This is a genomic window from Psychrobacter sp. I-STPA10 (genome assembly GCF_021012795.1).
Taxonomy (GTDB): domain Bacteria; phylum Pseudomonadota; class Gammaproteobacteria; order Pseudomonadales; family Moraxellaceae; genus Psychrobacter.
Map to the genome: position 1 here is coordinate 35,687 of NZ_VFYU01000020.1, position 23,888 is coordinate 59,574.

18 protein-coding genes are annotated in these 23,888 nt (G+C 40.4%); 6 read left to right on the forward strand and 12 right to left on the reverse strand.

The window, feature by feature from the left end:
• Positions 1 to 14 precede the first annotated feature (14 nt).
• The 5 genes from dnaX to FHK89_RS10220 form a co-directional block, all read right to left on the reverse strand.
• Positions 15 to 2,033, reverse strand: coding sequence for a DNA polymerase III subunit gamma/tau (gene dnaX, locus FHK89_RS10200; protein WP_230659719.1), 2,019 nt, complete (start codon positions 2,031 to 2,033; stop codon positions 15 to 17).
• 198 nt (positions 2,034 to 2,231) lie between these two features.
• Positions 2,232 to 3,440 (reverse strand): hypothetical protein, encoded by a 1,209-nt coding sequence (locus tag FHK89_RS10205; protein WP_230659722.1) that lies wholly within the window; start codon positions 3,438 to 3,440, stop codon positions 2,232 to 2,234.
• Between the two features lie 218 nt (positions 3,441 to 3,658).
• Entirely contained in the window at positions 3,659 to 5,191 is a 1,533-nt protein-coding gene (lysS, locus tag FHK89_RS10210) for a lysine--tRNA ligase (protein WP_230659725.1), read from the reverse strand.
• A 70-nt stretch (positions 5,192 to 5,261) separates the two neighbouring features.
• Positions 5,262 to 6,353, reverse strand: a complete 1,092-nt coding sequence (gene prfA, locus FHK89_RS10215; RefSeq protein WP_230659728.1) for a peptide chain release factor 1 — start codon at positions 6,351 to 6,353, stop codon at positions 5,262 to 5,264.
• A gap of 133 nt (positions 6,354 to 6,486) precedes the next feature.
• On the reverse strand, positions 6,487 to 7,632 hold the full coding sequence (locus FHK89_RS10220) for a beta-ketoacyl-ACP synthase III (RefSeq protein ID WP_230659731.1): 1,146 nt from the start codon (positions 7,630 to 7,632) through the stop codon (positions 6,487 to 6,489).
• Between the two features lie 513 nt (positions 7,633 to 8,145).
• Here FHK89_RS10220 and pnuC point away from each other — a divergent pair.
• Positions 8,146 to 8,862 carry a nicotinamide riboside transporter PnuC gene (gene pnuC / locus FHK89_RS10225; protein ID WP_230659733.1) on the forward strand — a complete coding sequence of 239 codons (717 nt, stop codon included), beginning with the start codon at positions 8,146 to 8,148 and terminating at the stop codon, positions 8,860 to 8,862.
• A 2-nt stretch (positions 8,863 to 8,864) separates the two neighbouring features.
• Complete coding sequence (locus FHK89_RS10230; protein ID WP_230659736.1) at positions 8,865 to 9,467, forward strand: AAA family ATPase; 603 nt, start codon at positions 8,865 to 8,867, stop codon at positions 9,465 to 9,467.
• Positions 9,468 to 9,504: 37 nt separating this feature from the next.
• Here the strand turns inward: FHK89_RS10230 and FHK89_RS10235 are convergent, their stop codons facing one another.
• Entirely contained in the window at positions 9,505 to 9,675 is a 171-nt protein-coding gene (locus FHK89_RS10235; RefSeq protein WP_230659739.1) for a hypothetical protein, read from the reverse strand.
• A 138-nt stretch (positions 9,676 to 9,813) separates the two neighbouring features.
• Here FHK89_RS10235 and FHK89_RS10240 point away from each other — a divergent pair, with 138 nt between their 5' ends.
• Together FHK89_RS10240 and FHK89_RS10245 are read left to right on the forward strand one after the other, a co-directional pair.
• Positions 9,814 to 10,845, forward strand: a complete 1,032-nt coding sequence (locus tag FHK89_RS10240; protein WP_230659742.1) for a hypothetical protein — start codon at positions 9,814 to 9,816, stop codon at positions 10,843 to 10,845.
• Between the two features lie 120 nt (positions 10,846 to 10,965).
• Positions 10,966 to 11,334: a hypothetical protein gene (locus FHK89_RS10245; RefSeq protein ID WP_230659745.1), complete on the forward strand. Its 369-nt coding sequence runs from the start codon at positions 10,966 to 10,968 to the stop codon at positions 11,332 to 11,334.
• A gap of 49 nt (positions 11,335 to 11,383) precedes the next feature.
• Here FHK89_RS10245 and prmC read toward each other — a convergent pair whose 3' ends face one another.
• Genes prmC through FHK89_RS10260 form a run of 3 tightly spaced genes read right to left on the reverse strand, consistent with a single transcriptional unit; the run spans position 11,384 to position 14,793 of the window.
• Positions 11,384 to 12,364 (reverse strand): peptide chain release factor N(5)-glutamine methyltransferase, encoded by a 981-nt coding sequence (prmC, locus tag FHK89_RS10250; protein WP_230659748.1) that lies wholly within the window; start codon positions 12,362 to 12,364, stop codon positions 11,384 to 11,386.
• 14 nt (positions 12,365 to 12,378) lie between these two features.
• Entirely contained in the window at positions 12,379 to 13,173 is a 795-nt protein-coding gene (locus FHK89_RS10255) for a hypothetical protein (protein WP_230659750.1), read from the reverse strand.
• 9 nt (positions 13,174 to 13,182) lie between these two features.
• On the reverse strand, positions 13,183 to 14,793 hold the full coding sequence (locus FHK89_RS10260) for an AmpG family muropeptide MFS transporter (RefSeq protein WP_230659753.1): 1,611 nt from the start codon (positions 14,791 to 14,793) through the stop codon (positions 13,183 to 13,185).
• 362 nt (positions 14,794 to 15,155) lie between these two features.
• Between FHK89_RS10260 and katG the strand changes: the two genes are divergently transcribed.
• On the forward strand, positions 15,156 to 17,453 hold the full coding sequence (katG, locus tag FHK89_RS10265; protein WP_442966583.1) for a catalase/peroxidase HPI: 2,298 nt from the start codon (positions 15,156 to 15,158) through the stop codon (positions 17,451 to 17,453).
• 376 nt (positions 17,454 to 17,829) lie between these two features.
• On the forward strand, positions 17,830 to 18,717 hold the full coding sequence (locus FHK89_RS10270) for a LysR substrate-binding domain-containing protein (RefSeq protein ID WP_442966585.1): 888 nt from the start codon (positions 17,830 to 17,832) through the stop codon (positions 18,715 to 18,717).
• A gap of 125 nt (positions 18,718 to 18,842) precedes the next feature.
• Here the strand turns inward: FHK89_RS10270 and FHK89_RS10275 are convergent, their stop codons facing one another.
• From FHK89_RS10275 to FHK89_RS10285, 3 genes are all read right to left on the reverse strand, one after another.
• Complete coding sequence (locus tag FHK89_RS10275; protein ID WP_230659758.1) at positions 18,843 to 19,775, reverse strand: branched-chain amino acid transaminase; 933 nt, start codon at positions 19,773 to 19,775, stop codon at positions 18,843 to 18,845.
• An 88-nt stretch (positions 19,776 to 19,863) separates the two neighbouring features.
• The gene (gene glnE, locus FHK89_RS10280) at positions 19,864 to 22,905 is read right to left on the reverse strand and encodes a bifunctional [glutamate--ammonia ligase]-adenylyl-L-tyrosine phosphorylase/[glutamate--ammonia-ligase] adenylyltransferase (RefSeq protein WP_230659762.1); all 3,042 of its coding nucleotides are present in this window, start codon (positions 22,903 to 22,905) and stop codon (positions 19,864 to 19,866) included.
• 186 nt (positions 22,906 to 23,091) lie between these two features.
• Positions 23,092 to 23,673, reverse strand: a complete 582-nt coding sequence (locus FHK89_RS10285) for a phosphatase PAP2 family protein (protein WP_230659855.1) — start codon at positions 23,671 to 23,673, stop codon at positions 23,092 to 23,094.
• Between the last annotated feature and the right edge of the window lie 215 nt (positions 23,674 to 23,888).

The following is a 23,888-nucleotide window of genomic DNA, read 5'->3' on the forward strand; positions in this document are numbered from 1 at the left end:
ATAATACCCCTAATCTATACTTGTAAGTTTAACTTGAGTTTAGTAATCTGTGGTTGCCCTAATGTTTGTAAGTATTGCATGACAGGGGACTTATTCAGACCTTCTTTTGCTGCCGCTTGAGCCATTAATATACGTTGTTTCTGGCGATTTTCAGGTATCTCTTGCTGCTGTTGTTGTATCCATTGTGGATCAACTTCCAGACGAACAATGGTTGTACCCAACTCTGCTTTTATTTTTGCAGCCAATGACTCAAAAGTGTTTTGTATATGTTTTGTATCAAATGCGACTTTTAACGTACTTTCACCCAAAATTTGCCCTGTCATAATCCCCTGTCTTGCCAGAGCCAACTGATCATGTGCCAAAATTTTGATTTGACGAGCATACTGTAACCAATAATCCCACTTTTGTGCTGTCCATTCACCTTCTAAAACTTGTTTAGCAGATTGTAGAAGCTGTCGTGGATCGTCATCATTAACGATGAGTGAAACTGGATCTTTGTCAGTCACTACTAACTGAGACATATTTTCAGTTAACTCTGTGTCTAGCGTATTCAGTTCTAAAGTGGTTTCTGGCTCATGAAGTTCAAATGTTGTTTTTGGTAGACGTTCTACATTCTCAGTTATGTTATTATAAATCATATCCTGAGTATTATCGTTATTTTGTGTACAATTAGTATAAGTAACTGGTACATCAGTCGCCATAATATCTATTGTATCTATGGCTGCTATGTCATTATTATTCTGGCTACTGTCACTACTGGTATTATCAATACTTGTACTTTCAATAGTGGGCTCTTCTGTCTTATCTATATTTTGCTTGACATCATCTGTATCTACGCACACATCTCCTACTTCTGTCATCTGCATGTCTGTTGCAGATATCGCAATCGAAGCAGGAGCATTGACTTCGTTTGTAGCCAACGGACGAAAAGCCAATAATCTAAGCAAACACATCTCTAGTGCTTGTAATGGCGTATTAGCAAGCTTAATATTTTCTCGACCTTTTATGGTAATTTCATAATATAGCTGTAACACATCAGGGCTAATTTGCTCAGCAAGATGATAAATAGCCTCAGCATGGCTGCTACTAACATTTAAACTGATATCAGGCAATATCTGTGCGAGTGCCACTTGATGTAGTAGCTCTGCTAATCCATCAAACATACTACCTGCATCAACAAGCTGAGCCCGCAGTTGCTCAATATGTGCTGCCACTGCTTGTGTATCACCCACTGATATGGCAGTTAATAATGCCACTAAGTCTGCGCTGTCGATTAAGCCCAGCATATCATTAACCGTCTCATCCGTTAACTGCCCCTGTCCAAAGGCAATTGCTTGATCGGTCAAAGATAGAGCATCACGTACCGAGCCATGAGCAGCGTGTGCTAATTGCCACAATGCAGCTTCTGTAAATGGCACATGCTCTTGTGACAAGATATTTGCCAAATGTTCACTGATTGCTTGCTGTGGCAGTGGACGCAGCACAAACTGCAAACATCGTGAAATGATGGTAATGGGTAGTTTTTGTGGGTCTGTGGTCGCCAGCAAAAACTTTACATGTGCTGGTGGTTCTTCTAAAGTCTTTAACAACGCATTAAAGCTATGTGTAGACAGCATGTGTACTTCGTCAATTAAATAGACTTTGTAACGACCTTGCGTGGGTGCATAGGGCACATTATCAAGCAAATCACGCGTGTCTTCTACTTTGGTACGTGAGGCAGCATCAATCTCAATCAAATCAATAAAACGCCCGTCATCTATCGCCACGCAACTACTACATTGCCCACAAGGTTTACTACTCACACCTTTATCACAGTTTAGGCATTTGGCAAGAATACGTGCGATGGTGGTTTTTCCCACACCACGAGTTCCAGTAAATAAATACGCATGATGCAACCTATTGTGATCAATGGCATTGATTAATGCTTTAGAGACATGCGTTTGCCCAACCAACTCATGAAAGTTTTTTGGGCGATATTTACGAGCAAGTACTTGATATGGTTGGATAGGCTGTGGCTGCGATTGCGAAAGCATAAAAAATTACCATCAACGATTTATTTAACAATATATTTAATAACAATATGTTTAATAATGTATTTAAAATTAATATTTAGGACAAACTAAGAAAAGAGATGGATTAAGTGTCTCATTGTATTCATTGAAATCATTTGACTTAATAGTCATGATTATAACCAATATCTATATTGCCTGTATAAAACAAAGGTTATGGTCTTATGTTTCACTAGATACTCGATGGTGGTACACATCCATCATCACTTCAAAGTCATCAGATGTTGGTTTTTGCGTCATATCAAAACCCAACAAAATCAAATCTGTTGTTGATGTATTGGCTAGGTTTATATTCATATCAAGTAGCAGCGTATCAAACTGCTTAGCAATAACCGCTTTACTAAATTCACTCTGTGGATCTAAACCATAGATGACCATCATATAATGACAACCAAAATCAGTATAAAAACGTGGCTGACAAATATAACCTTGCTGTCTTTGTTGTTCTGTACTTTGATTATGTCTAATCAATACATCCACAAACTGCATACGCATATAGGTAGATGGAAACATCAACAATCGCAAAGTCGCTAATGGTACTTCCTGTTGTACCTGTTTATAGTTATTAACCCATCCTTGCACCAACTGTATCCAAGTAGCAGAGTATTTCTGCATATCATCTAATAGCGGCTGTAATGGCTCAGCCGTCACTTGATTGGTCATAATATACTGCAAATCTGTATCTGCTTGTTGTAATAACCCCATGGTTACCAGTTGTTGCTGTAGCTGGGTTTGCTGCACAAAAAATTCAGGAGAATGCATCAATGTATCTGCCAACTCAACCTCATTATCAAATGGCAGTTGCTCTGACATGATATGTCGATGAAAACCAAGATAGGATAAAAAATCACTGGGCGTTTGTAGTAACTCTGTCAGCCTTAATAAACTATGCAAAGAAAATACTTGTATAGCATTCACATCTTCGTCCAAATCTATGACACACTCTTCTTGAAAATACAGTCCACCATATTGATGCGGTATTGGATAAATATTTTGCTCATGCTTTACCGTTAGCAAGCTAATACCAACAAAATAAATCTGTGATGTATTTGTGACGTCACTCTTCACATAAGGTACATTTTTTTTTCTAGATGGATATAGTTTGTAAAGTCGTTGATGCTGCTTTATTAACTCACTAACTGATTTTTGTTTTAATTTTGCCAGGACAGATCTTTTGACTTCCACCGTAGGTGACGTCAAAACTTCTTCGTGGACTAATAAAACCAATGTTGCTTGTGGAAACTCAAAAACAAAATCATAACCACGTGTTAACCACTTATTTTTTGATGTTGGATCAACTTGATAGATAGGCAAAAAAGATAATTGAAATATCGACTGCCAATCAAATTTTTGCGGTAGCACGGTTGACATAGTTATTCCTTTAGTTATTATATCGCCATTCTAAAAACATTTTATCATGAAAATTTATTATAATATTTTTTATTTTTAATAACTCTTTGATCATGCCGAACAAATTTCAGCATGATGCAGCTGATGCCGATATAGTAATAGAGATAACCACAATAGTAACAAAGGCTCTAAATCCAATGCAACGATTTAGAGCCTTTTAGATTAACTGCCAACAGATATTAGCTACCTTTACGGCGCATGTGCGGGAACAAAATCACATCACGAATACTTGCCGCATCGGTAAATAACATCACCAAACGGTCGATACCAATACCCTCACCTGCGGTCGGTGGTAAACCGTACGACAATGCCTCGATATAATCTTCATCAAAGTGCATCGCTTCATCATCACCTGCATCTTTTTCGGCAACTTGTCCACGGAAACGCTCGGCTTGATCGGCAGGGTCGTTTAGCTCACTAAAGCCATTTGCCAACTCACGACCACCAATAAATAGCTCAAAGCGGTCGGTAATCTCAGGATTGTCATCATTACGCCGCGCCAGTGGTGATGTCTCAGCAGGATATTCAGTGATAAACGTCGGCTGACGGAGTTTGTGCTCTGCGGTTTCTTCAAAGATAATGGTTTGCAGTTTACCAATACCAAAGCCTTCTTTGACTTGCTGCTTTAAGGTATTTTGCGCATAATCGGCTAAATACTCACGGTCATCAATTTTGCTCATGTCAAAATCTTCGGCATATTGCGTAATCGCCTCTTTCATGGTTAAGCGAGCAAATGGCGCTTTTAGGCTGATACTCTCTTCTTGATAGGTCAGCTCAGTGCTGCCCAAAATATCATTGGCTAATTGATTGAACAGACGCTCAGTTAAATCCATCAAATCACGATAATCAGCATAAGCCTGATAAAACTCAATCATAGTAAATTCAGGATTATGACGGGTGGATACACCTTCATTACGAAAACTACGGTTAATCTCAAATACACGCTCAAAGCCACCAACAACCAAGCGTTTAAGGTATAACTCAGGCGCAATACGTAAATATAATGGCATATCTAAGGCATTATGATGAGTAATAAATGGACGCGCCACCGCACCACCGGGGATTGGGTGCATCATTGGCGTTTCCACCTCCATAAAGCGTTCATTTAGCATAAATTTGCGAATACCACTAATCACCTGACTGCGAATAATAAAGGTATCACGACTGGCTTCATTGGTCATCAAATCTAAATGACGATTACGATAACGTGCTTCGACATCGGCTAAGCCATGAAATTTATTTGGCATCGGACGCAAAGATTTGGTTAATAAAGTAATCTCTTCGATATGCACATACAAATCACCTTTACCCGAACGACCGATATAACCTGATACGCCCACGATATCGCCTAAATCAAGTGATTTAATCAATGCCAATGTGTCTTTATCAAGCTCTTTACGTGCAACATAAAGCTGAATACGCCCTGTCATATCTTGAATGACGATAAACGCACCCCGATTGAGCATCACCCGTCCTGCAACATTCACTTGGGTTTTGTCGCCTGCTGCTGCCTTCTCTTCAATTTCTTGTTTAGAAATATCGGCAAACTTGGTCTGCAAATCTTGGGCATAATCAGTGCGTTTAAACGCATTGGGATAGGCAGGCTTGCCCGTTGCGGCTATTTCATCAAGTTTGGCTTGACGCTGAGCAATCAGCTCATTGGCATCTTGTGGGTTTTCGTTTTGCTCTGGTTGCGTTTTTTGTTGCGACATAAAGTTTCCTAGTCTTTGATAAATTCAATCAATCATGTAAAAAAATAATAAGCAATAACCTAAAAACTGTTTATTCCTCACCACCAATACTTGCCATTAAGTCTGCCTGATGCTCACGTAATAACGCATCAAGTAGCTCATCTAAATCACCTTCCATAATTGCATCAAGCTTATATAATGTTAGGTTAATACGATGATCCGTCATGCGTCCTTGTGGATAGTTATAGGTGCGGATACGCTCACTGCGGTCGCCACTACCGACCAAATCACGACGCATTTCATCTGCGGTATCCACTTGTGCTTGCACTTTGGCTTGCTGAATACGAGAGACTAACATTTTCATCGCTTTATCACGGTTTTTATGTTGGCTACGCTCTTGTTGACACTCTACCACTGTACCTGTGGGAATATGTGTTAAACGTACCGCTGAGTCAGTGGTGTTGACGTGCTGACCACCTGCGCCACTTGAGCGGAAAGTATCCATACGAATATCGGCAGGGTTAATATCCACCGTATCATCAATTTCTACTTCTGGCATCACCGCCACCGTACACGCTGAGGTATGCACCCGCCCTTGACTTTCAGTTTCTGGCACACGTTGCACCCGATGAGCCCCTGATTCAAACTTTAAGCGACCATATACGCCCGTTCCTGATACTCGGGTGATGATTTCTTTATAACCACCATGCTCACCTTCATTGGCAGACAATACTTCTACCGTCCAGCCTTGTGAGGACGCATAACGCTCATACATACGGAACAAATCACCTGAGAAAATTGCCGCTTCATCACCGCCCGTTCCTGCACGTATTTCCAAAAAGGCAGGCACTTTGTCATTAGGATCTTTGGGCAACATCATCACATTGAGCTCTTCTTCCATATCAATAATGGCTTGGCGAGCGAAGTCAATCTCTTCTTGCATCATCTCTTTCATATCAGGATCAGAAGCTTCGGTAAGCATCTCTTCAGCATCAGCTTGGTCAGCTTCGGCTTGCAAATAACGCTGCCACAGTGTGGTGATTTCGCTTAAATCGCTGTGCTCCATCGACAGCTCACGAAACTGATTATTATCACTGATCACATCAGGGTCAGAGAGTAAGGCGGTGACCTCTTCATAACGGTCAACCATTTGGTCTAAACGTAAACGTAGGGATTCTTTCATAGTCGGTTATTTTAATCGTGTCGAAATAAGAAGAGGATTATAGCAAAAAACCCAACCCATCACAGTGACAGGTTGAGTCTTTATACAAATTTTGACAAGGTTTTATCTATTGTCCTATAAAAGGGGGACAGATTTATACCTTTTTCACCAATACCGAACCAATCGAATAGCCTGCACCAAACGAGCAAATTACCCCAATATCACCGCTTGCTAACTGATCTTTATAACGATGGAATACAATCATCGGACTAGCTGAGCTGGTATTGGCAAACTCATCAATCACACTTGGAGCAATAGACTTATCGGCATCACGACCTACCACGGTACGCAAAATTAAATCAAGCATATTGGCATTGGCTTGATGTAGCCACATCATTTTTACATCAGCGGCTGTCATGTCATTTTCTTGTAGATGGGTGGTGATAATCTCGGATACTTTGGGGCACACTTCCCGAAATACTTTACGACCATTTTGTGAAAATAGCTTATCAGTGACTGGCTCTTTGAGATCAGGATACATTGGTGTCCCTGCCGCCAAAAATTCAGAGCGATCCATAAAGCCATATTCATTTTTGATATTGGTCGAAAATTGGGTAAATAATTTGCTGTCCAAAATCTCATAGCCTTTGGGAGTATCTAGCGCTTCAATAATAGACGCTGTTGCCACATCACCAAAAATAAAGTGGCTATCACGATTACGCCAGTTAAGATGCGCTGAGGTAATCTCTACATTGACCACCGCAATGCGTTTACCAAGCCCTGAACGAATAGATCCCACTGCCTGTGCCAAACCAAATGTCGCTGCACTACAAGCCACATTCATATCAAATGCAAACCCACCAACCATACCAATGGCATTTTGCACTTCGATAGAAACCGCAGGATAAGTACGCTGGAAATTTGAACACGCAAAAATAATGCCATCCAAATCAGTAGCCTGTAACCCTGCATCTTTTAGCGCATCTTGTACTGCTGCAACACCCATTTCTGCCATGACAGACAGCTCTTCACCCAGATTGCGATAGGCAATCACAGGTGCCATGATATTAGGGTCTAAAATACCCGACTTTTCCATCACGTAGCGCGACTTAATGCCCGATACTTTTTCGATAAACTCTGCCGATGAGTGTTGTAGTGGCTCAATGTCACCTGCCTCAATCTGGGCTTGATGCTCCTCATTATAATTATCTACATACTGATTAAATGAATTGACCAATTCTTCATTACTAATGCTGTATGGTGGAATGTAAAGCCCTGTACCAGTGATACAAAGAGTCATGGTATCGTCCTTATGTGTTAGATGCTTAATGTTAATTACTTAATTAAAGAATAGTTAGCGAATCATTTGCTAACTCATATTTACAAAATTTAGTGAATAATTGTAAACTCAATATTGATACGGGTTATTATGCCTTGATTTCACAAATTTGACCATATTTTGTTACACTTATTGGTGTGTTGGTATGGCATTGGGTTATATTGTTATAATGTCAGCAAGATTATAAATAAACAAAATATAAACCTCACTCTCAACTTCAACCCCCTCCTAGCCTCCCCCTTAAGAAAGGGGGAGGAACTGGTTTTTAAGTCCTCCCCTTACTTCAAGGGGAGGGTTTGGGAGGGGTCATATATCAATTTAGTAAAATAAGTTGAGAGCGAGGTAATATAATGAAAATTATACTGAACCCTCTTAACCCTATCTTTAAGAATCACACACTTTTTAGCCCTATAAACTTTGTACAATTCTAACCACTAGTATAGAATGCTTCTCATTCACTTAGGAAGTACGGCTATGTTAGAAATTTTTAATTGGTTATTTGGACAATATGCCGAATATGAACCCATATTTATCACCCTTGAATTAATCGCCTCTGCATTTGGCATTGCCAGTGTATTACTGGCACGCAAAGGTAATGTGCTCGTTTATCCTGTGGGATTGGTCAGTACCGCCTTATATGTCTATCTCTTATGGAATTGGCAGCTATTTGGCGACATGCTGATTAATGCTTACTATACCGCTATGAGTTTATATGGCTGGTATAACTGGTCACAAAACTCTGACGCTAATAATGGCAGCTCTGATGATAATACCGTGCGAATTGAACGTATGACAAGCCGTGACCTGCCTATTATGCTGACGCTTGCCAGTGTTACTGTCGCCTTTGTGGCGTTGGTTTATTATTTCCGCCCTGTGATAAACAATAACTTTAGCTTTGATGGTGCTGTCATGGGGTTACATTTATTCACATGGGTGGACTATGCTGATATGCTGACCACCGCCTTATTTTTGATGGGTATGTGGCTGATGGCAAGCCGAAAAATCGAAAACTGGATCGTCTGGATTATCGCTGATAGTATCTCAGTGCCGTTATATTTTTATAAAGGTTATACCTTTACTTCGGTGCAATACATTATCTTCACTGCCATTGCCATTTGGGCTTATATCGGCTGGCGTAAACTGTATCGTGAGCAACAACTCACCCACACACCTAACGCCAGACTTGCCTAATTATGCAAAATTCCAACCCAACACTCACCGCTTATCAGCCTAACTTAACCACCTGTGACCTTAGCCAATATCAGCCAGAGTCAATCACTAAAGTGCTGATATTGGGAGCAGAAAGTACAGGAAAGACAACCCTGTGTCAGGACTTAGCAAGCTATTATAATGAGCCGTGGGTGCTTGAATATATGCGTCCCTATTTGCAAGAAAAATGGGATAAAGAGCAAAAAAGCTGTGCATGGGATGACTTGTTACCCATCGCACAAGGACAGATTGACTTAGAAAATAAATTGGCAAAGCAAGCAAAACACTATCTATTTTGTGATACCGCATTGTTTGAATTGATGGTCTATGCGTATTTGTACTATGATGACTGCCCCTGCCCCATAGAAACGGCTGCGTTATCGCACCATTATGATTTGATTTTACTCACCAAAGTCGATGTGCCGTGGGTCGCTGATGACTTGCGTGATTGCCCCAATGGACGCGAGAGAATTGCCCAAACATTTGCTGATACCCTTACTAAATACAATAAACCTTTTCGCTTCATTGGTGGCGATAGACAGCAACGGGTAAAAACGGTGGCAGGATGGTTAGCAGAGTTTAAATGATGCACATATGATTACTCAAAACTCATTTATATAGCAATCAAAACCAATTTTCTGCCACATACCAACCGACAAATATACCAACCGTACCCCCAATCAACCCCATCACCAGACTGGTGGGTGACCAATCACTGGCACCAAATAAGCCTGCGATAAAACTGCCCAAATAACCAAAAACCACACTACCAACTGCCATCATAAAACGATTCATTTTTTATTCCTTTAATAAATGTAGTAATATAATCACTTAATTAAACTTTAATTTAAATAGATTATACTCGTACTTATCTGGCTTATATATAGTCCATTATCAACAAAAACCTTTACATACTGACTTTGGAACACACCCATGCCTATCTTATCTGCGCCCTTATTTACCCCCTTTAAAAGTGTTAGCATCGTTGCTATCAGCCTGTTGACCATTAGCATCAGTGGATGTGGTGGTAGTGATGCTGATAAAACCAGTGATAAAATCAATCACGAATATGAACGTATTGAAAATCAGGTCAAAGAAGAATATAAACGGGTTGAAAACAAGCTAACGAATAATGAAAAAAGCATGGCAGAAATTTTAAAATCTGTGTTTTTACCTGAGCAAAGCCTTGATACATTTTTGGATAAAATAACCCCTGAAGGTGGTCTAGGTGGCTTGTATGTGGGACACTTTGTTGAGCTAGATGATGGTAACGACAGCGATATTGATATTGGCGCGATTTATTTTGATATTAGCAAAGATGCTGCTGGCAGTGTTGATGGGCGTGTCAGCTATCAACAACAACCTTGCCAAAATAATCGTACTCTTGCCACCGATACAGCGGTTAAAGTGAATAATAATATTGTTGGCAAACTCTCTGGCAGCTTGGATACACCCAAATTTTTGGACATGAAATACATTAATAAGCTCGATATTAGAACTCCCAATCTTTTATCTACATTCGCTGGTAGCTTTAATGAGAAAATGACAGGTCAACCATGGACAGGCAGCTTTGAGTATCAAGATGGCTTAGGTGGCAAAACCCTATCATCAGGAATTGATGACTGTGATGTGCTCTATACACTTGGTGGACGAGCCAATTATGTTACTTATCCGCTCGATTATCGCTTGGGTGATATGCAGCTTGATGTGGTCAATAATACAGTGCAGTGGCAAAACCCTGCTGATACGGCTTTGGTTTTGGTCAGTCAGATAGATATTGAAAAAGCAAAATCTGGCGACAATGGCTTTGAGCGTAATCAGATATTTCAGCAGCAACAAACTCAATTTAGCCCTGTAATTACCTTACACTCTACCAACTATGCGTTTGTGGTACAGGCTTTTGATAAAAATAATGCGTTAATTGGTTATCAAGCGATTGTGATGGATTTACCGATAGCAAAATAGTTGTCTGTTAATCTAAATGCGTTAAACTTCATTGGTAAGTTTTTTAGAATCAATTACAATTAGAGTGAGCTAGCTATCGTTACTAGACTAGCTTACCCTATTTGCTAAATATTGATATAAATGAATGATGATTCCTTATTTACTAAATGTTATAAATGTCAAAACCCTGTAGAAATCAAAAGACAAGATAGGCTATCGGGTTTATATTGTTCTTTTTGTGACGAATGGATTGTTGTTACCAGTTACTTTTCAGCCATTGAAACTGACCCAAATCAATATATATTAACTTTTCAGTTAACTACCCTTCCACCAAAACAGACACTTAAAACACTTAAAACTTTGTCCCATAAACTTGAATTAAATTATATTGCTATCAAAAATAAAATAGACAAAAAACAAGATTTTATTTTTAAAGGTAATGCAATGAAAGTCTTAGAGTTAGTAGAAATTTTAGGTAATAATGTTGATTTTAATCTTAAAGTCCAATAAGCCCTGAATAAACCTAAGATTTTTGTTAGGCTCTGTTGAATAAATATAACTACTTTGACGATAATATCGCCATCGTTACCCGCTCATTACCACCATAATCTTTGATGGTGTGTATATTTTGCCAACCTTGATTAAGTAACAGCTCTCGTACTGCCCTATCCTGCTCAAAACCATGCTCGATTGCTAATAATCCCCCTTGTTGCAAATAATCAGGGGCATGGTTGATGATAATTTCAATATCTGCCAACCCTTGATTATCCGCCACCAATGCGGTGATAGGTTCGGCAGTTAATGCGGTTAAATGGCTATCAGCTTTATCAATATAGGGTGGGTTGCTAATAATAACGCTAAATTTATCATGCTTTTGATTGTTTTCTTGATTATTTTCTTGATTGGGCTTAGGGATATTAGCAAACCAATCACTTTGCATAAATTGTATATTAGTAATGTTGTTTAATTGGGCATTTTGCTTAGCAATATTAAGGGCATTGGGGCAAAAATCAACGGCGGTTACTTGCCATGTTTTAGGCAACATTTTATCTAATTCATAAGCTAAAGATATTGCCAAACAGCCTGTGCCTGTACCTAAGTCCAGTAATTTATATTGAGTTGGGTTTGCGGTTGAAGGCTGGTTATTTTTGCTTAGGCTATTTTGGTTTTGTTGTATCCATGCCAATACTTGCTCAACCAACACTTCACTGTCAGGACGTGGAATTAGGGTATATTCATTAACCAAAAACTTTAATGACCAAAATTCTTGATAACCTAGCAGATAAGCCAGTGGCGTACCTGCCTGCATTTGTTCAATACCTGCTTGATAGTTTTGGTATTCGTCGTCAGTAAGTTGATAATCAGGATTGCTAAATAAAAAGCTATTGGGCTTTTGTATTACAAATAATAGCCAATCGTTTAGCCAAAAATCGGGCAAGGTTTGTCCGTTTTGGTTATGAGTTAAAAATTGAATTGGAGTGGTTTTGATTTGTTTTTTAATCTGGCTAATGGTTGGTGTATTAGACATAGATTGGCTCATTAAAATATCTCTTATTATAATACGTAAATATAGATATTAAGTAATAGATAGAGAAATAATACAGGAGGGAGAATATATTGATTAATAAGAAATTTCACTTTGTTATTAATATCTTTTGAGCAATCACCTTTTACTTGTAAATATATATGGATACAAGTTCCTATCAATATAATAATAAGCCCAGTAATAAACAAATACTTTATATCCCAAGCTACATAGGTTCGTTGCCAACATATTTTTACTATTATAATTAACCAAAATAAAGACCATATCAGCAAACTAACTTTTCTATTTTTCTTTTGATAACATTCTATTTTCTGACTTTTCTTATATACATCGCCTTGTATTAATTGTGGTAATTTATTTTTTAACCGTTGAACTAAAATAGAAAAGTCTAGACAATATTTACTGTCAATTACTGCTTTGGGCTTATTTGAATCATAGTCTTGTTTACTACAATAAATTTTAAGCTTTTGGCTACTCTCTTGTTGTTCTAAGACTATAACATGACTTATATCAGCCAATAAAATGTGTTTAACACGAATAAAGCTAAAATAGTAATTAAGTGAATTATCAGTTAATTGCCAATATTTTCCCCAATAATTATTAACAGAGTTCCAAATCAAAAAAATCACACATACATAGCCAAGCCAATGTGTCGCCTGCCACCAGTTAAAAAATACATCAACTGTTGGCATATAGGCAGATGCCATAGCCAAAAAGACAAAAACTATAAAAATATCCATCTGGTGAAGATAGGCATTATGATAATAATACTTTGTTAGGTTTTTCTCTTGAACTATGTTCATATAAATAACCTAATCATCATAAATATCATCATTGCCACCAATAACAATATGCTTATCAACCAAATAAATCAGCCATAAAATCGGCACACCAATCAATGCGGTAAAGATAAAGAAAAACGGATAGCCCATATTATCAACAATCGTTCCTGAATAGCCACCCAAGACTTTGGGTAATAAGGTCATTAGTGAGGAGAAAATCGCATACTGAACCGCAGTAAAACGAATCGAAGTTAATGCTGATAAAAAGGCAATAAATACCGCACTTGCAAGCCCTGCCGCCAAGTTATCAAAAATTACCGCCAAATACATATAAGGCAAACTAGCTGGGTGCATGGTCAATAGCACAAATAATAAGTTGGTGATACTGGCTAAAATCGCCCCTATCATCATCGCGCGCATAATACGAATTTTTTGAGCTAAGATACCACCCAAAAAGCCCCCCGCAATAACCATTACCACACCAACTAATTTTACCGCATTGGCGATGTCGGTTTTGCTAAAGCCCATATCTTGATAAAAGACGTTGGAAATAACCCCTGCAACAATGTCTGAAATACGATATAGACCAATTAATGCCAATAATAGCAGTGCCTTTGAACCATAACGACGGAAAAAATCAACAATCGGCTCAATCCATGTTTGGTATGCCATTTTTTTATTAACCAGTCCGATTTGTACCAAAACATAGCCAATGGTTAAAGCCACTGCCAAGCTGGATAATAAATGTGACACTTCCAAACCAAAACCAAGCAACACACCATTCACTTCAGGTAACACATCGCCCAATTCTTTAAAGGCAACAATAAAGCCAATCACCGATAAAGCAAAAACAGCGACCAAACGCAAATAATCAGTGGCAGGTTTGTTTTCAACCACTCTCTCACGTACAGGCTCATAAGTTAATAAAGTCGTTGCCACACCCACACCCATCACGCCAGCCATGACCCAATAGGTATTTCGCCACGCCTCATAGCTATAAGCCGTTTCATTTGAGCCAAAATAAGTTGCTAAATACAACGCCCCTGCCCCAGCGACAATCATGCCAATACGATAACCTGCGGTATAAACGGCTGATAACACCGATTGAAATTCAGGCGGGGCAAGTTCAATGCGATAAGCGTCAATAACGATATCTTGGGTAGCTGATGAAAAACCTAATAATACCGCCCCGATTGCCATAAAAGTCAAAGCAGTGATTTCTATATCCCTACCAAATATTGAAAAATGACTGACATTATCAATGGCAACGCTGGGGTTAACACTTGCCATTAGGCAGATGGCAAGGATAATCAAGATTTGCGACACCAACATCCACGCCCGCCTGCGCCCCAACCATGCGGTTAAAACTGGCAGTGGTACAGCGTCAATCAAAGGTGCCCAAATAAACTTAAATGAATAACCCAATGCCGCCCAACTAAACATGGTAACCACACTACGGTCAATACCTGCCTCACGTAGCCACAATGACAAACTTGAGAAAATTAGCAAAATAGGAATACCTGCCGAAAAACCCAAAAATAGCATAATCAGTGCACGTGGGTCTAAATAGGCTTTACTTGCCTCAAGCCATGATTTTTTGGGTTTGCTAGCAGGGTCATTTGAAGAGGAAATAACAGGCATAAACACTCACAACAAAATAAAGGGAGGTAGGGAAAAAGGCAACCAAACGAACATTTGGCTCACACAACTCAATCATAGAATCCTTATCTTACTTGAGATTAACCATATTGGCTAGCACTGACTGTACGCCAAATAAATGAGCAATTTATCTTATACCCTCTTATATATTGATAATATAAATCAAATAAAATTTAATAATCAATTTTATGAAACGTTATATTTCAATTGATTTAATTTCCAAATCAAAGTTCTTCATGTATCCTGTTTTATAAATCGAAAACATACCATATCACTACTTTATAAACTAAATTTTGTTTTATGATAGTGATAGCCAAGTTAATACTCAGCCAAAGGATACATTTATGAGCACCGAGAACAAATGCCCCGTTGACCACACCCAACCCATGCAAGATGATGACCAAGGTAGCACCATACATAGTGAAAATGCTGAAAAGAACAGTATGCCTGAGCGTCCTGCTATGGGTGGCTGTCCTGTGATGCACCAAGCACATACCCTAAATAACTCTTCTGTCACCGACTGGTGGCCAAACTCACTAAATCTTGACATTTTAAGCCAACATGACCGCAAAACCAATCCACTCGATGCAAATTTTGACTATGCCAAAGCCTTTGAGTCTTTAGACCTTGATGCAGTCAAAGAAGATTTAAAACAACTAATGACAGACTCTCAAGACTGGTGGCCTGCCGACTGGGGACATTATGGTGGCTTGATGATTCGCATGGCATGGCATTCAGCGGGTACTTATCGCAAAGCAGACGGTCGTGGTGGCTCAAATACAGGCAACCAACGCTTTGCGCCACTTAATAGCTGGCCTGATAATGTCAACCTTGATAAAGCCCGCCGCCTACTTTGGCCAATTAAAAAGAAATATGGCAATAAATTATCATGGGCAGATTTGATGATTTTGGCAGGGACGATGGCGTATGAGTCTATGGGACTAGAAGTATTTGGCTTTGCTGGTGGTCGTGAAGATATTTGGCACCCAGAAAAAGACATTTATTGGGGTAATGAGCGTGAATGGCTTGCCCCCACCAAAGAGCGTTATGACAATGATGACAACCGTGAGTCATTAGAAAACCCCTTAGCAGCCGTACAAATGGGCTTGATTTATGTCAATCCAGAAGGTGTCGATGGTAATCCTGACCCATTAAAAACAGCACAAGATGTACGCACAACCTTTGAGCGTATGGCAATGAACGATGAAGAAACCGTTGCTTTGACCGCAGGTGGACATACGGTGGGCAAATGTCATGGTAATGGCAGCGCAGAAGTTATTGGCGATGAGCCAGAAGCAGCAGATATTGCTGAGCAAGGCTTTGGCTGGAAAAACCCACAAGGCTCAGGCAATGCAGGCGACACCGTCTCTAGCGGTATCGAAGGCGCGTGGACAACCCACCCAACTCAGTGGGACAATGGTTATTTCCACTTGCTATTTAACTATGATTGGGAGCTACGTAAAAGCCCAGCAGGCGCGCATCAATGGGAACCTGTAAATATCAAAGAGGAAGACAAACCCCTCGATGCGCATGACCCAAGCAAACGTCGCAACCCCATCATGACCGATGCTGACATGGCGATGATTAAAGACCCAGAATATCGTAAAATCTCAGAAAAATTCTATAACGACCCTGAGTATTTTTCCAAAGTATTTGCTCGTGCATGGTTTAAACTCACTCACCGTGATTTAGGGCCAAAAAGCCGTTATTTGGGTAAAGATGTACCCAGTGAAGACTTAATCTGGCAAGACCCTATCCCTAGTGTCGACTATACCTTAAACGATGCTGAGATAGCCAAGCTGAAACAAACTTTATTAAACTCAGGTCTTAGCCGTCAACAGCTAATTAATACCGCTTGGGACAGCGCACGTACATATCGTGGTTCAGATTTTCGTGGCGGTGCCAATGGCGCACGTATTCGCTTAGCACCACAAAAAGATTGGGAAGGCAACGAACCTGAGCGTTTGCAAAAAGTGCTAGATACCCTAACTGATATCCAATCACAGTTAGACAAACCTGTCAGTATTGCTGACTTGATTGTTTTAGGTGGTAGTGCTGCCGTTGAGCAAGCTGCTAAAGACGCAGGGGTTGATATTACTGTCCCCTTTAGCGCAGGTCGTGGTGATGCCACCGATGAGATGACCGATGCAGACTCTTTTGAGGACTTAGAGCCTATCCACGATGGCTATCGTAACTGGGTGAAAAAAGACTACGCTGTCTCGCCAGAAGAGCTACTACTTGACCGTACTCAGCTTATGGGACTCACTGCCCCTGAGATGACCGTACTTATTGGTGGTATGCGAGTGCTTGGTACCAACCATGGTGATACAAAACATGGTGTATTTACCGACCAAGTTGGGGTACTGACAAATGACTTTTTTGTCAATTTAACGGACATGAATAACACTTGGCACCCTGTAGAGAAATCAGCTCAAAACAACTTATATGAGGTGCGTGACCGTAAAACTGGCGAGGTGAAGTGGACAGCCACCCGAGTCGATTTGGTGTTTGGTTCAAACTCTATCTTACGCTCATACGCTGAAGTTTACGCCCAAGATGACAACAAAGAAAAGTTTGTTAAAGACTTTGTCAAAGCGTGGGTAAAAGTGATGGATGCCGACCGTTTTGACATCAAACACTAACCCACACTTTCAATATAGATAGCAGTAAAATAGCCGTCATGGTGGTAGGTATGACAAGGATACCTACCACCATATTCGTTTTTGATATATAAAAATACTGTATTTTCCCATATAAGAATAAAATAATGCGTTTACACTATACACGCTAAATCAATAGCGTTTATAAAAAATGTGATATCAAAATTTAGATGAGAGAGATTAGAAAGTAGAAAGTTTAGATAGATAAAATGAATCATTCATCCACTTGTATGACTTAAGTTATGCAAGTTTTTACTGTGTTTATAAGAACTGAGTTTACAAGAGCAGCAACAACAAAATCCAACCTAAGGAAGCAATTATGGCGATCAATGTGGTAGTGAATCAACGTCATTTACAAATACAACTAAAACAATTAGAGACCGTCTGGCATACCGTCATCAATGGCTATAACTTAAGTCAGGCTGCCACTGTTTTACACACCAGTCAATCGAGCTTATCCAAACACATCGCTGCCCTAGAAAATCAATTAAAAACTGAAGTCTTTATTCGTCAAGGTAAACGTTTAACTGGTCTCACCCCCATGGGTGAAGCCCTACTGCCGCATATTGAGTCGATCTTTGCTGAAATACGTACCATCGAAAATCTGAGTTTGGATTATAACAACCCACAATCAGGTACATTAACCATCGCCACCACCCATACCCAAGCTCGCTATGTGCTGCCAGAAATTGTTAAGCAGTTTAAAGAAAAATTCCCTAAAGTACAGTTGGTGCTACAGCAAGCCGACCCTGAAACCATTGCTAATATGGTTATTCGTGGGCAAGCAGATATTGGTATTGCCACTGAGTCACTACTACACAATGCTTATTTGCGTTGTTATCGTTATTATGATTGGTCACATCGCATCATTGTACCCAACGACCATGAGCTTGCAGGTCAAGAAAATATTGATTTACCCACACTTGCCAGCTATCCCATCGTCACCTATCACGGTGGCTTTACTGGTCGCAGTACCATTGATAAGACCTTCCATGACGCAGGACTTGAGCCTGATGTGGTATTGGCAGCCTTAGATGCAGATGTGATTAGTACTTATGTCAGTGCAGGGCTTGGTGTGGGCATTATTGCCGAAATGGCATTTGAAGCCAGTCATTATCAAAGCTTAACTGCCATTCCAGTCGATCATTTTGGACGCTTTACCAGTTGGATAGCGGTACGAGATGATGCAGAAGTACGTCAATTTGGCAAGGCATTTATCAAACTTTGCCAAGAACAGTTCTCTTAATCTGTCTTAGGCGTATAAAGCAAAAAACCGACCCTACTATTTAGTAAGGTCGGTTTTTTATTATCTATCTTTTTTTTGTATCTGCTTGTTTATCTGTTTGACTATCTATAAAGCAGGCTAATCATTTACTCATCAATAAAGCTTAACCAGTGTTTATATTTCTCATTACGACCATGCACCACATCAAAGTATAAGCTTTGCAATTGCTCGGTAATTTCACCACGTCCACCATTACCAATGGTGCGGTCATCGTATTCACGAATCGGTGTCACTTCGGCTGCTGTTCCTGTCATAAAGATTTCGTCAGCAAGATAAAATTCATCACGAGTCATGCGGCGTTCAACGACTTTGATACCCAAATCTTCCGCAAATTCAATAATTGTACGACGAGTGATACCATCTAACGCACCACCAGCCAAATCTGGAGTATGCAATACGCCACGCTTGACTAAGAATAAGTTTTCACCTGAGCCTTGGCACACATAGCCTTGAGGATCCATCAAGATAGCCTCATCATAACCTTGGCGAGTCACCTCTTGGTTTGCCATGATCGACACAGGATAGTTGCTCGATGCTTTTGCCTTACACATGGTCACATTTGGCAAGTGGTGCGTATATGAAGAGGTTTTTACACGGATACCATTTTTGATGCCTTCTTCACCCAAATATGCCCCCCAATGCCATGCTGCAACCATCGCATTGATGCTGTTATCACGAGAAGATAAACCAAGTTTTTCTGCCCCTACCCAAATCAGTGGACGAATATAAGCTTCTGCCAAGCCATTTTGCTTAACGATCTCTTTTTGTGCTTGCTCAAGGGCAGTTTGATCAAATGGCACATCTAATTGAAAAATTTTGGCAGAGCCTAATAGACGCTCTGTATGCTCAGCAAGACGGAAAATTGCAGTACGCCCTTCATCGGTTTGATACGCACGCACCCCTTCAAATACCGCCATACCATAATGTAGGCTATGAGTTAGGATATGAATTTTGGCATCTGGCTGATCTATAATATCGCCATTGAGCCAAAGTTTGCCTTCTTGTGTTGCCATATTCATAAAATCATCCTTATTAGAATTAGATTATATTAAAGTTTTTAACTTAGCCGTCGATTATAGCACCCAGCCCCATGATAAATAAAATCTTTTATAGGGTTTTATCACCAATCAATGCTGGTAGCCTCGACATATCCTCATCTTTGTCATCTGCCACGACCTCAGCAGAGTGACTGCCGATGATTTGCTGCCACCATGTTTGTACTACCATGCGTGTGTCATGCCATAGTTCATCTTCTACAAGCAGCCCTTCTTTTGCCAACGCAAGCTGATGGGTGGCAGCTCGAAAACGTAAATAGGCATCGGTTAAGTCTTGACAGCACTGCTTAGACCAAATATCCAACTCAGATAACAACTCAAAAATACGCACATTGTCCGTCCACTTGGTTAGACTTGGATAATCATGGGCATACGCCAATACCGCATACTGTGCCAAAAACTCAATATCAATGATGCCGCCTGCATCTTGTTTTAGATTAAACTTGCCAGCCGCTTGCGTTGATTTATCGCTACCCAGATGATTTTGCATCTTGGCACGCATACTGCTAACGTCTTCTTTGACCTGCTCAATACTACGTGACTGACTCAATACGTTATGGCGAATATCATCAAACTTTGCCATCACTTGCTTATCACCACAGATTGCCCTTGCTCGTACTAATGCTTGATGCTCCCATGCCCATGCTTTTTCATGTTGATAATACTCAAATGATTTACTAGAAACCACCATCATACCTGCATTACCCGAGGGTCTTAAGCGCATGTCGATCTCATAAGCACGCCCATCACGGGTTTGGGTATTGAGATAGTTCATCAGCTTTTGCGCTAACCGAGCAGCAAACTTCATACCACTCACCGACTTATCGCCCGTGGTTTGCGCCTGCTCATTAATCTGGTGAATAAATACCAAATCCAAATCCGAAGCATAACCAAGCTCAAGACCACCTAGTTTGCCATAACCGATAATCGCAAAACCACTGTTAGCTTCCGATACAGGCACACCACTGACACCCATAGGATAACCATGACGTTTCACCAATTCTGCAAATGCACGCTCCAATGCTTTTTCTAATACCACCTCAGCAATATAGGTCAATGAGTCCGATACTTTCATAATCGGACGCTCTGCCAATACATCACTGGCAGCCACTGCCAACACTTGATTGTTTTTAAATAAGCGTAGCACGCTCAGCAGATCCTCTTCATCATTTGCTTCCACCCGCAATAACCGTTGACGTAAAATATCTCGCAACTCATCTTTATCAGGTAAATGACGATAACGCTGCTGCAAAAACGAATCTAACAGCACAGGATAACGTGCCAACTCCCCCGCAATCCAAGGGCTGGCAGATAACATCGGGATAAGATTGACCGTGGCATTAGGGTTTTCGGTGAGCATTACCAAATAGATAGAGCGGCGACAAATGGCTTCTAGCAGGGTCAATAGACGAGGCAAGGCAACATTAGCAAGCCCCATTTCCTCCTCATGCACAATCAGCGCATGTACCAAGCTTGGATAGGCATCATCAAGACGCTGTCTGGCTTCCTCAGACAGTCCAGCCACCAACTTACTGTGCCAAAACTGTTCAAGCTTTTGCCGATTTTCTGTAGTTAAAATATCTGCCAAAGTAGCGAGCTGATTTTCGTCGGTTTCGGCTTGCTCTTGGGCAGGGTTTTGCCGTTCAGTTACCATACGATCAAAGGGAAGATGCACATTTTGTCGATGCTGATTCAGTGTCGCCATAAACTGGGCATAGTCTTCAAAACCCAGTGTTACTGCCAAATTATGCTGCCACTGTGGATCGGTGGGTAGTTTTTGTGTTTGTTGATCATGAATGGCTTGAATGCCATGCTCTACACGGCGTAAAAACCGATATGCTGCTTGCAGATTTTCGTATGTTTCTGCATCCAAAAAATCAAACTCATATAATACTTGCATTGCTTTTAAGCAAGACTTAACCTCAAGCTGACTATGACGACCACCATAAATTAATTGGAACGCTTGCACAATAAATTCAATATCACGAATGCCACCAGCACCCAGCTTCACATTATCTAAATCTTCACGCTGTGCCACCTGATTTTGGATTAAAGACTTCATCTCGCGTAGCGCAGAAAAGGCACTGTAATCCACATAATAGCGAAATACAAAAGGCTTAATCAGTCCTTGTAATTGCTGTGCAAACTGCTCATCTATTGGATTAATAATGCGTGCTTTGAGCCATGCAAAACGCTCCCATGCGCGTCCGTGGGTGGTAAAGTATTTTTCCAACGCTGACAAATGAATTGCCAAATCACTGCCATCACCCCAGGGTCTAAGGCGCATATCGACCCGAAATACAAAACCATCAGCGGTATTGGTATCAAGCAGCTTAATAATACCCTGCCCTAAACGGGTCATAAATCGCTTATTTTCGATGGATTTTTGACCATTTGTTTTTTGCCCATCGGTCTCGCCTCGAGCACGGTGCACAAATATCAAATCAATGTCACTGGACAAATTGAGCTCTTGCGCCCCAAGTTTGCCCATTGCCAAAACCGCCATATCATCTGCAAGCATGATGTGGGTATCTGCTTGTGCCGTGTCATCACTATGGCTAGAAATCGTATGACTGTTAGATAGATGACTAGATGCATTGCTGGATAAACTGTTAAGTTGATGACGACTGGCACGAAAAGTTGGGTGACCATAGCGTTTTACTAGAGTTTGCCACACATAATCTTTGGCAAATATCACACAGCCATCAGCAAAATTAGACAGCTCAAGGGTTAATTGCTCAAGTGAAATCAGCCCCAAAGCATCTTGCCAAATCCAACGGGTCATCAATAACTGACGTAAGTGACGTAGCCCTGTAATGACGCCCGCTTCATCAGCAACTTGCAGATCATCATCAATGGTATAGTCTTGAATCAAATCATCAATCTGTTGATGTGATAGGTTACTATCTAAGGGATAACTGCGTAAAAAGGACTGTACTGCTTGGGGCTTATTTTGCCAAAACTGGTAAGCATAATCACTGGCAAGCTTGAGTACCTGTATTTGCGCAGCATTTGCTATATTAGAGTTTTCATGAGAATTGGTTGGTGATTGCGAGGATTTATTAGACGAGCTAGAGTCAGAGGTTGCAGACATAAGAGAACACTCCTGATATTGGCAGTCAGTCAAGACATAGAAGATATCAGAGTATCATATATAGCAGATGGCATGAAAGATGATTAGGTTACCCTCACCTCTATTTTTTTGCTTTGGTTACTAATTGATTGAAATAGATGCATAAAATTTATTTCTATATTCTAATTCTCTATTGATATAAGCATTTTAAACCATCAACAGGTGCGCTAACATCTCTTGCAACATTGGCGCATTCAAAGAGAGTACATAACCAATCATCGCACCAATGAGCACATCTGTGGGATAATGTAGCCCCAAGACCATACGTGAGATGGCCACCAATAGCATAAATGGCAACATTATCCACAATAGTGATGGATAATAACTGCCTAAGGTTGCCGTAAATAACACCGCTTGGAGGGTATGACCTGAGGGGAAACTAAACACATCAAGGGGGCGTTCGCCAAGTATGATTACTTGATGTACCTGATACGGACGAGGACGCACTGTTTTTATTTTCAGCAGCTTATAAATAATCAGTCCCGATAGACTAACCAAAGTGGTGGTCAACAAAGGCAGTAATGCCGACTGTCCATAACTAAAAGCAATACATAGCAGCAATGTATACCAAAACCAACCATCTCCTAAGCGGCTCACCACTTTAAAAAACTGCGCGATTAATTGATTGGTTGAATAGCGATTAATATGAATACACAACTTGGTATCCCAAGTCAGTAGCTGATTGGTATACACAGCCAAAGCAGGATAGCGATTGATAGCCACAAATATCGGACTGGGGGTCACATTGTTATTTATGTTATTCACAGCCAACTTGTCATTATTGTCATTAAGATAGCGGGCAGGCAGCAAACCTTTGGCTATTGAGTCAGCAGTTAGGTCTTTGCTGTCATTGCGTTTGGCGCACATTGATCACTCCTTAAAAAATATAACAATAAATGATAAGCCACCTCGATGATAAAACGATACAACATTGAGCCAAATGC

Bases quoted from the DNA above. Each gene is read 5' to 3' on its own strand.
- dnaX (WP_230659719.1), bottom strand. From the start codon at position 2,033: ATGCTTTCGCAATCGCAGCCACAGCCTATCCAACCATATCAAGTACTT.
- FHK89_RS10205 (WP_230659722.1), bottom strand. From the start codon at position 3,440: ATGTCAACCGTGCTACCGCAAAAATTTGATTGGCAGTCGATATTTCAA.
- lysS (WP_230659725.1), bottom strand. From the start codon at position 5,191: ATGTCGCAACAAAAAACGCAACCAGAGCAAAACGAAAACCCACAAGAT.
- prfA (WP_230659728.1), bottom strand. From the start codon at position 6,353: ATGAAAGAATCCCTACGTTTACGTTTAGACCAAATGGTTGACCGTTAT.
- FHK89_RS10220 (WP_230659731.1), bottom strand. From the start codon at position 7,632: ATGACTCTTTGTATCACTGGTACAGGGCTTTACATTCCACCATACAGC.
- pnuC (WP_230659733.1), top strand. From the start codon at position 8,146: ATGTTAGAAATTTTTAATTGGTTATTTGGACAATATGCCGAATATGAA.
- FHK89_RS10230 (WP_230659736.1), top strand. From the start codon at position 8,865: ATGCAAAATTCCAACCCAACACTCACCGCTTATCAGCCTAACTTAACC.
- FHK89_RS10235 (WP_230659739.1), bottom strand. From the start codon at position 9,675: ATGAATCGTTTTATGATGGCAGTTGGTAGTGTGGTTTTTGGTTATTTG.
- FHK89_RS10240 (WP_230659742.1), top strand. From the start codon at position 9,814: ATGCCTATCTTATCTGCGCCCTTATTTACCCCCTTTAAAAGTGTTAGC.
- FHK89_RS10245 (WP_230659745.1), top strand. From the start codon at position 10,966: ATGAATGATGATTCCTTATTTACTAAATGTTATAAATGTCAAAACCCT.
- prmC (WP_230659748.1), bottom strand. From the start codon at position 12,364: ATGAGCCAATCTATGTCTAATACACCAACCATTAGCCAGATTAAAAAA.
- FHK89_RS10255 (WP_230659750.1), bottom strand. From the start codon at position 13,173: ATGAACATAGTTCAAGAGAAAAACCTAACAAAGTATTATTATCATAAT.
- FHK89_RS10260 (WP_230659753.1), bottom strand. From the start codon at position 14,793: ATGCCTGTTATTTCCTCTTCAAATGACCCTGCTAGCAAACCCAAAAAA.
- katG (WP_442966583.1), top strand. From the start codon at position 15,156: ATGAGCACCGAGAACAAATGCCCCGTTGACCACACCCAACCCATGCAA.
- FHK89_RS10275 (WP_230659758.1), bottom strand. From the start codon at position 19,775: ATGAATATGGCAACACAAGAAGGCAAACTTTGGCTCAATGGCGATATT.
- glnE (WP_230659762.1), bottom strand. From the start codon at position 22,905: ATGTCTGCAACCTCTGACTCTAGCTCGTCTAATAAATCCTCGCAATCA.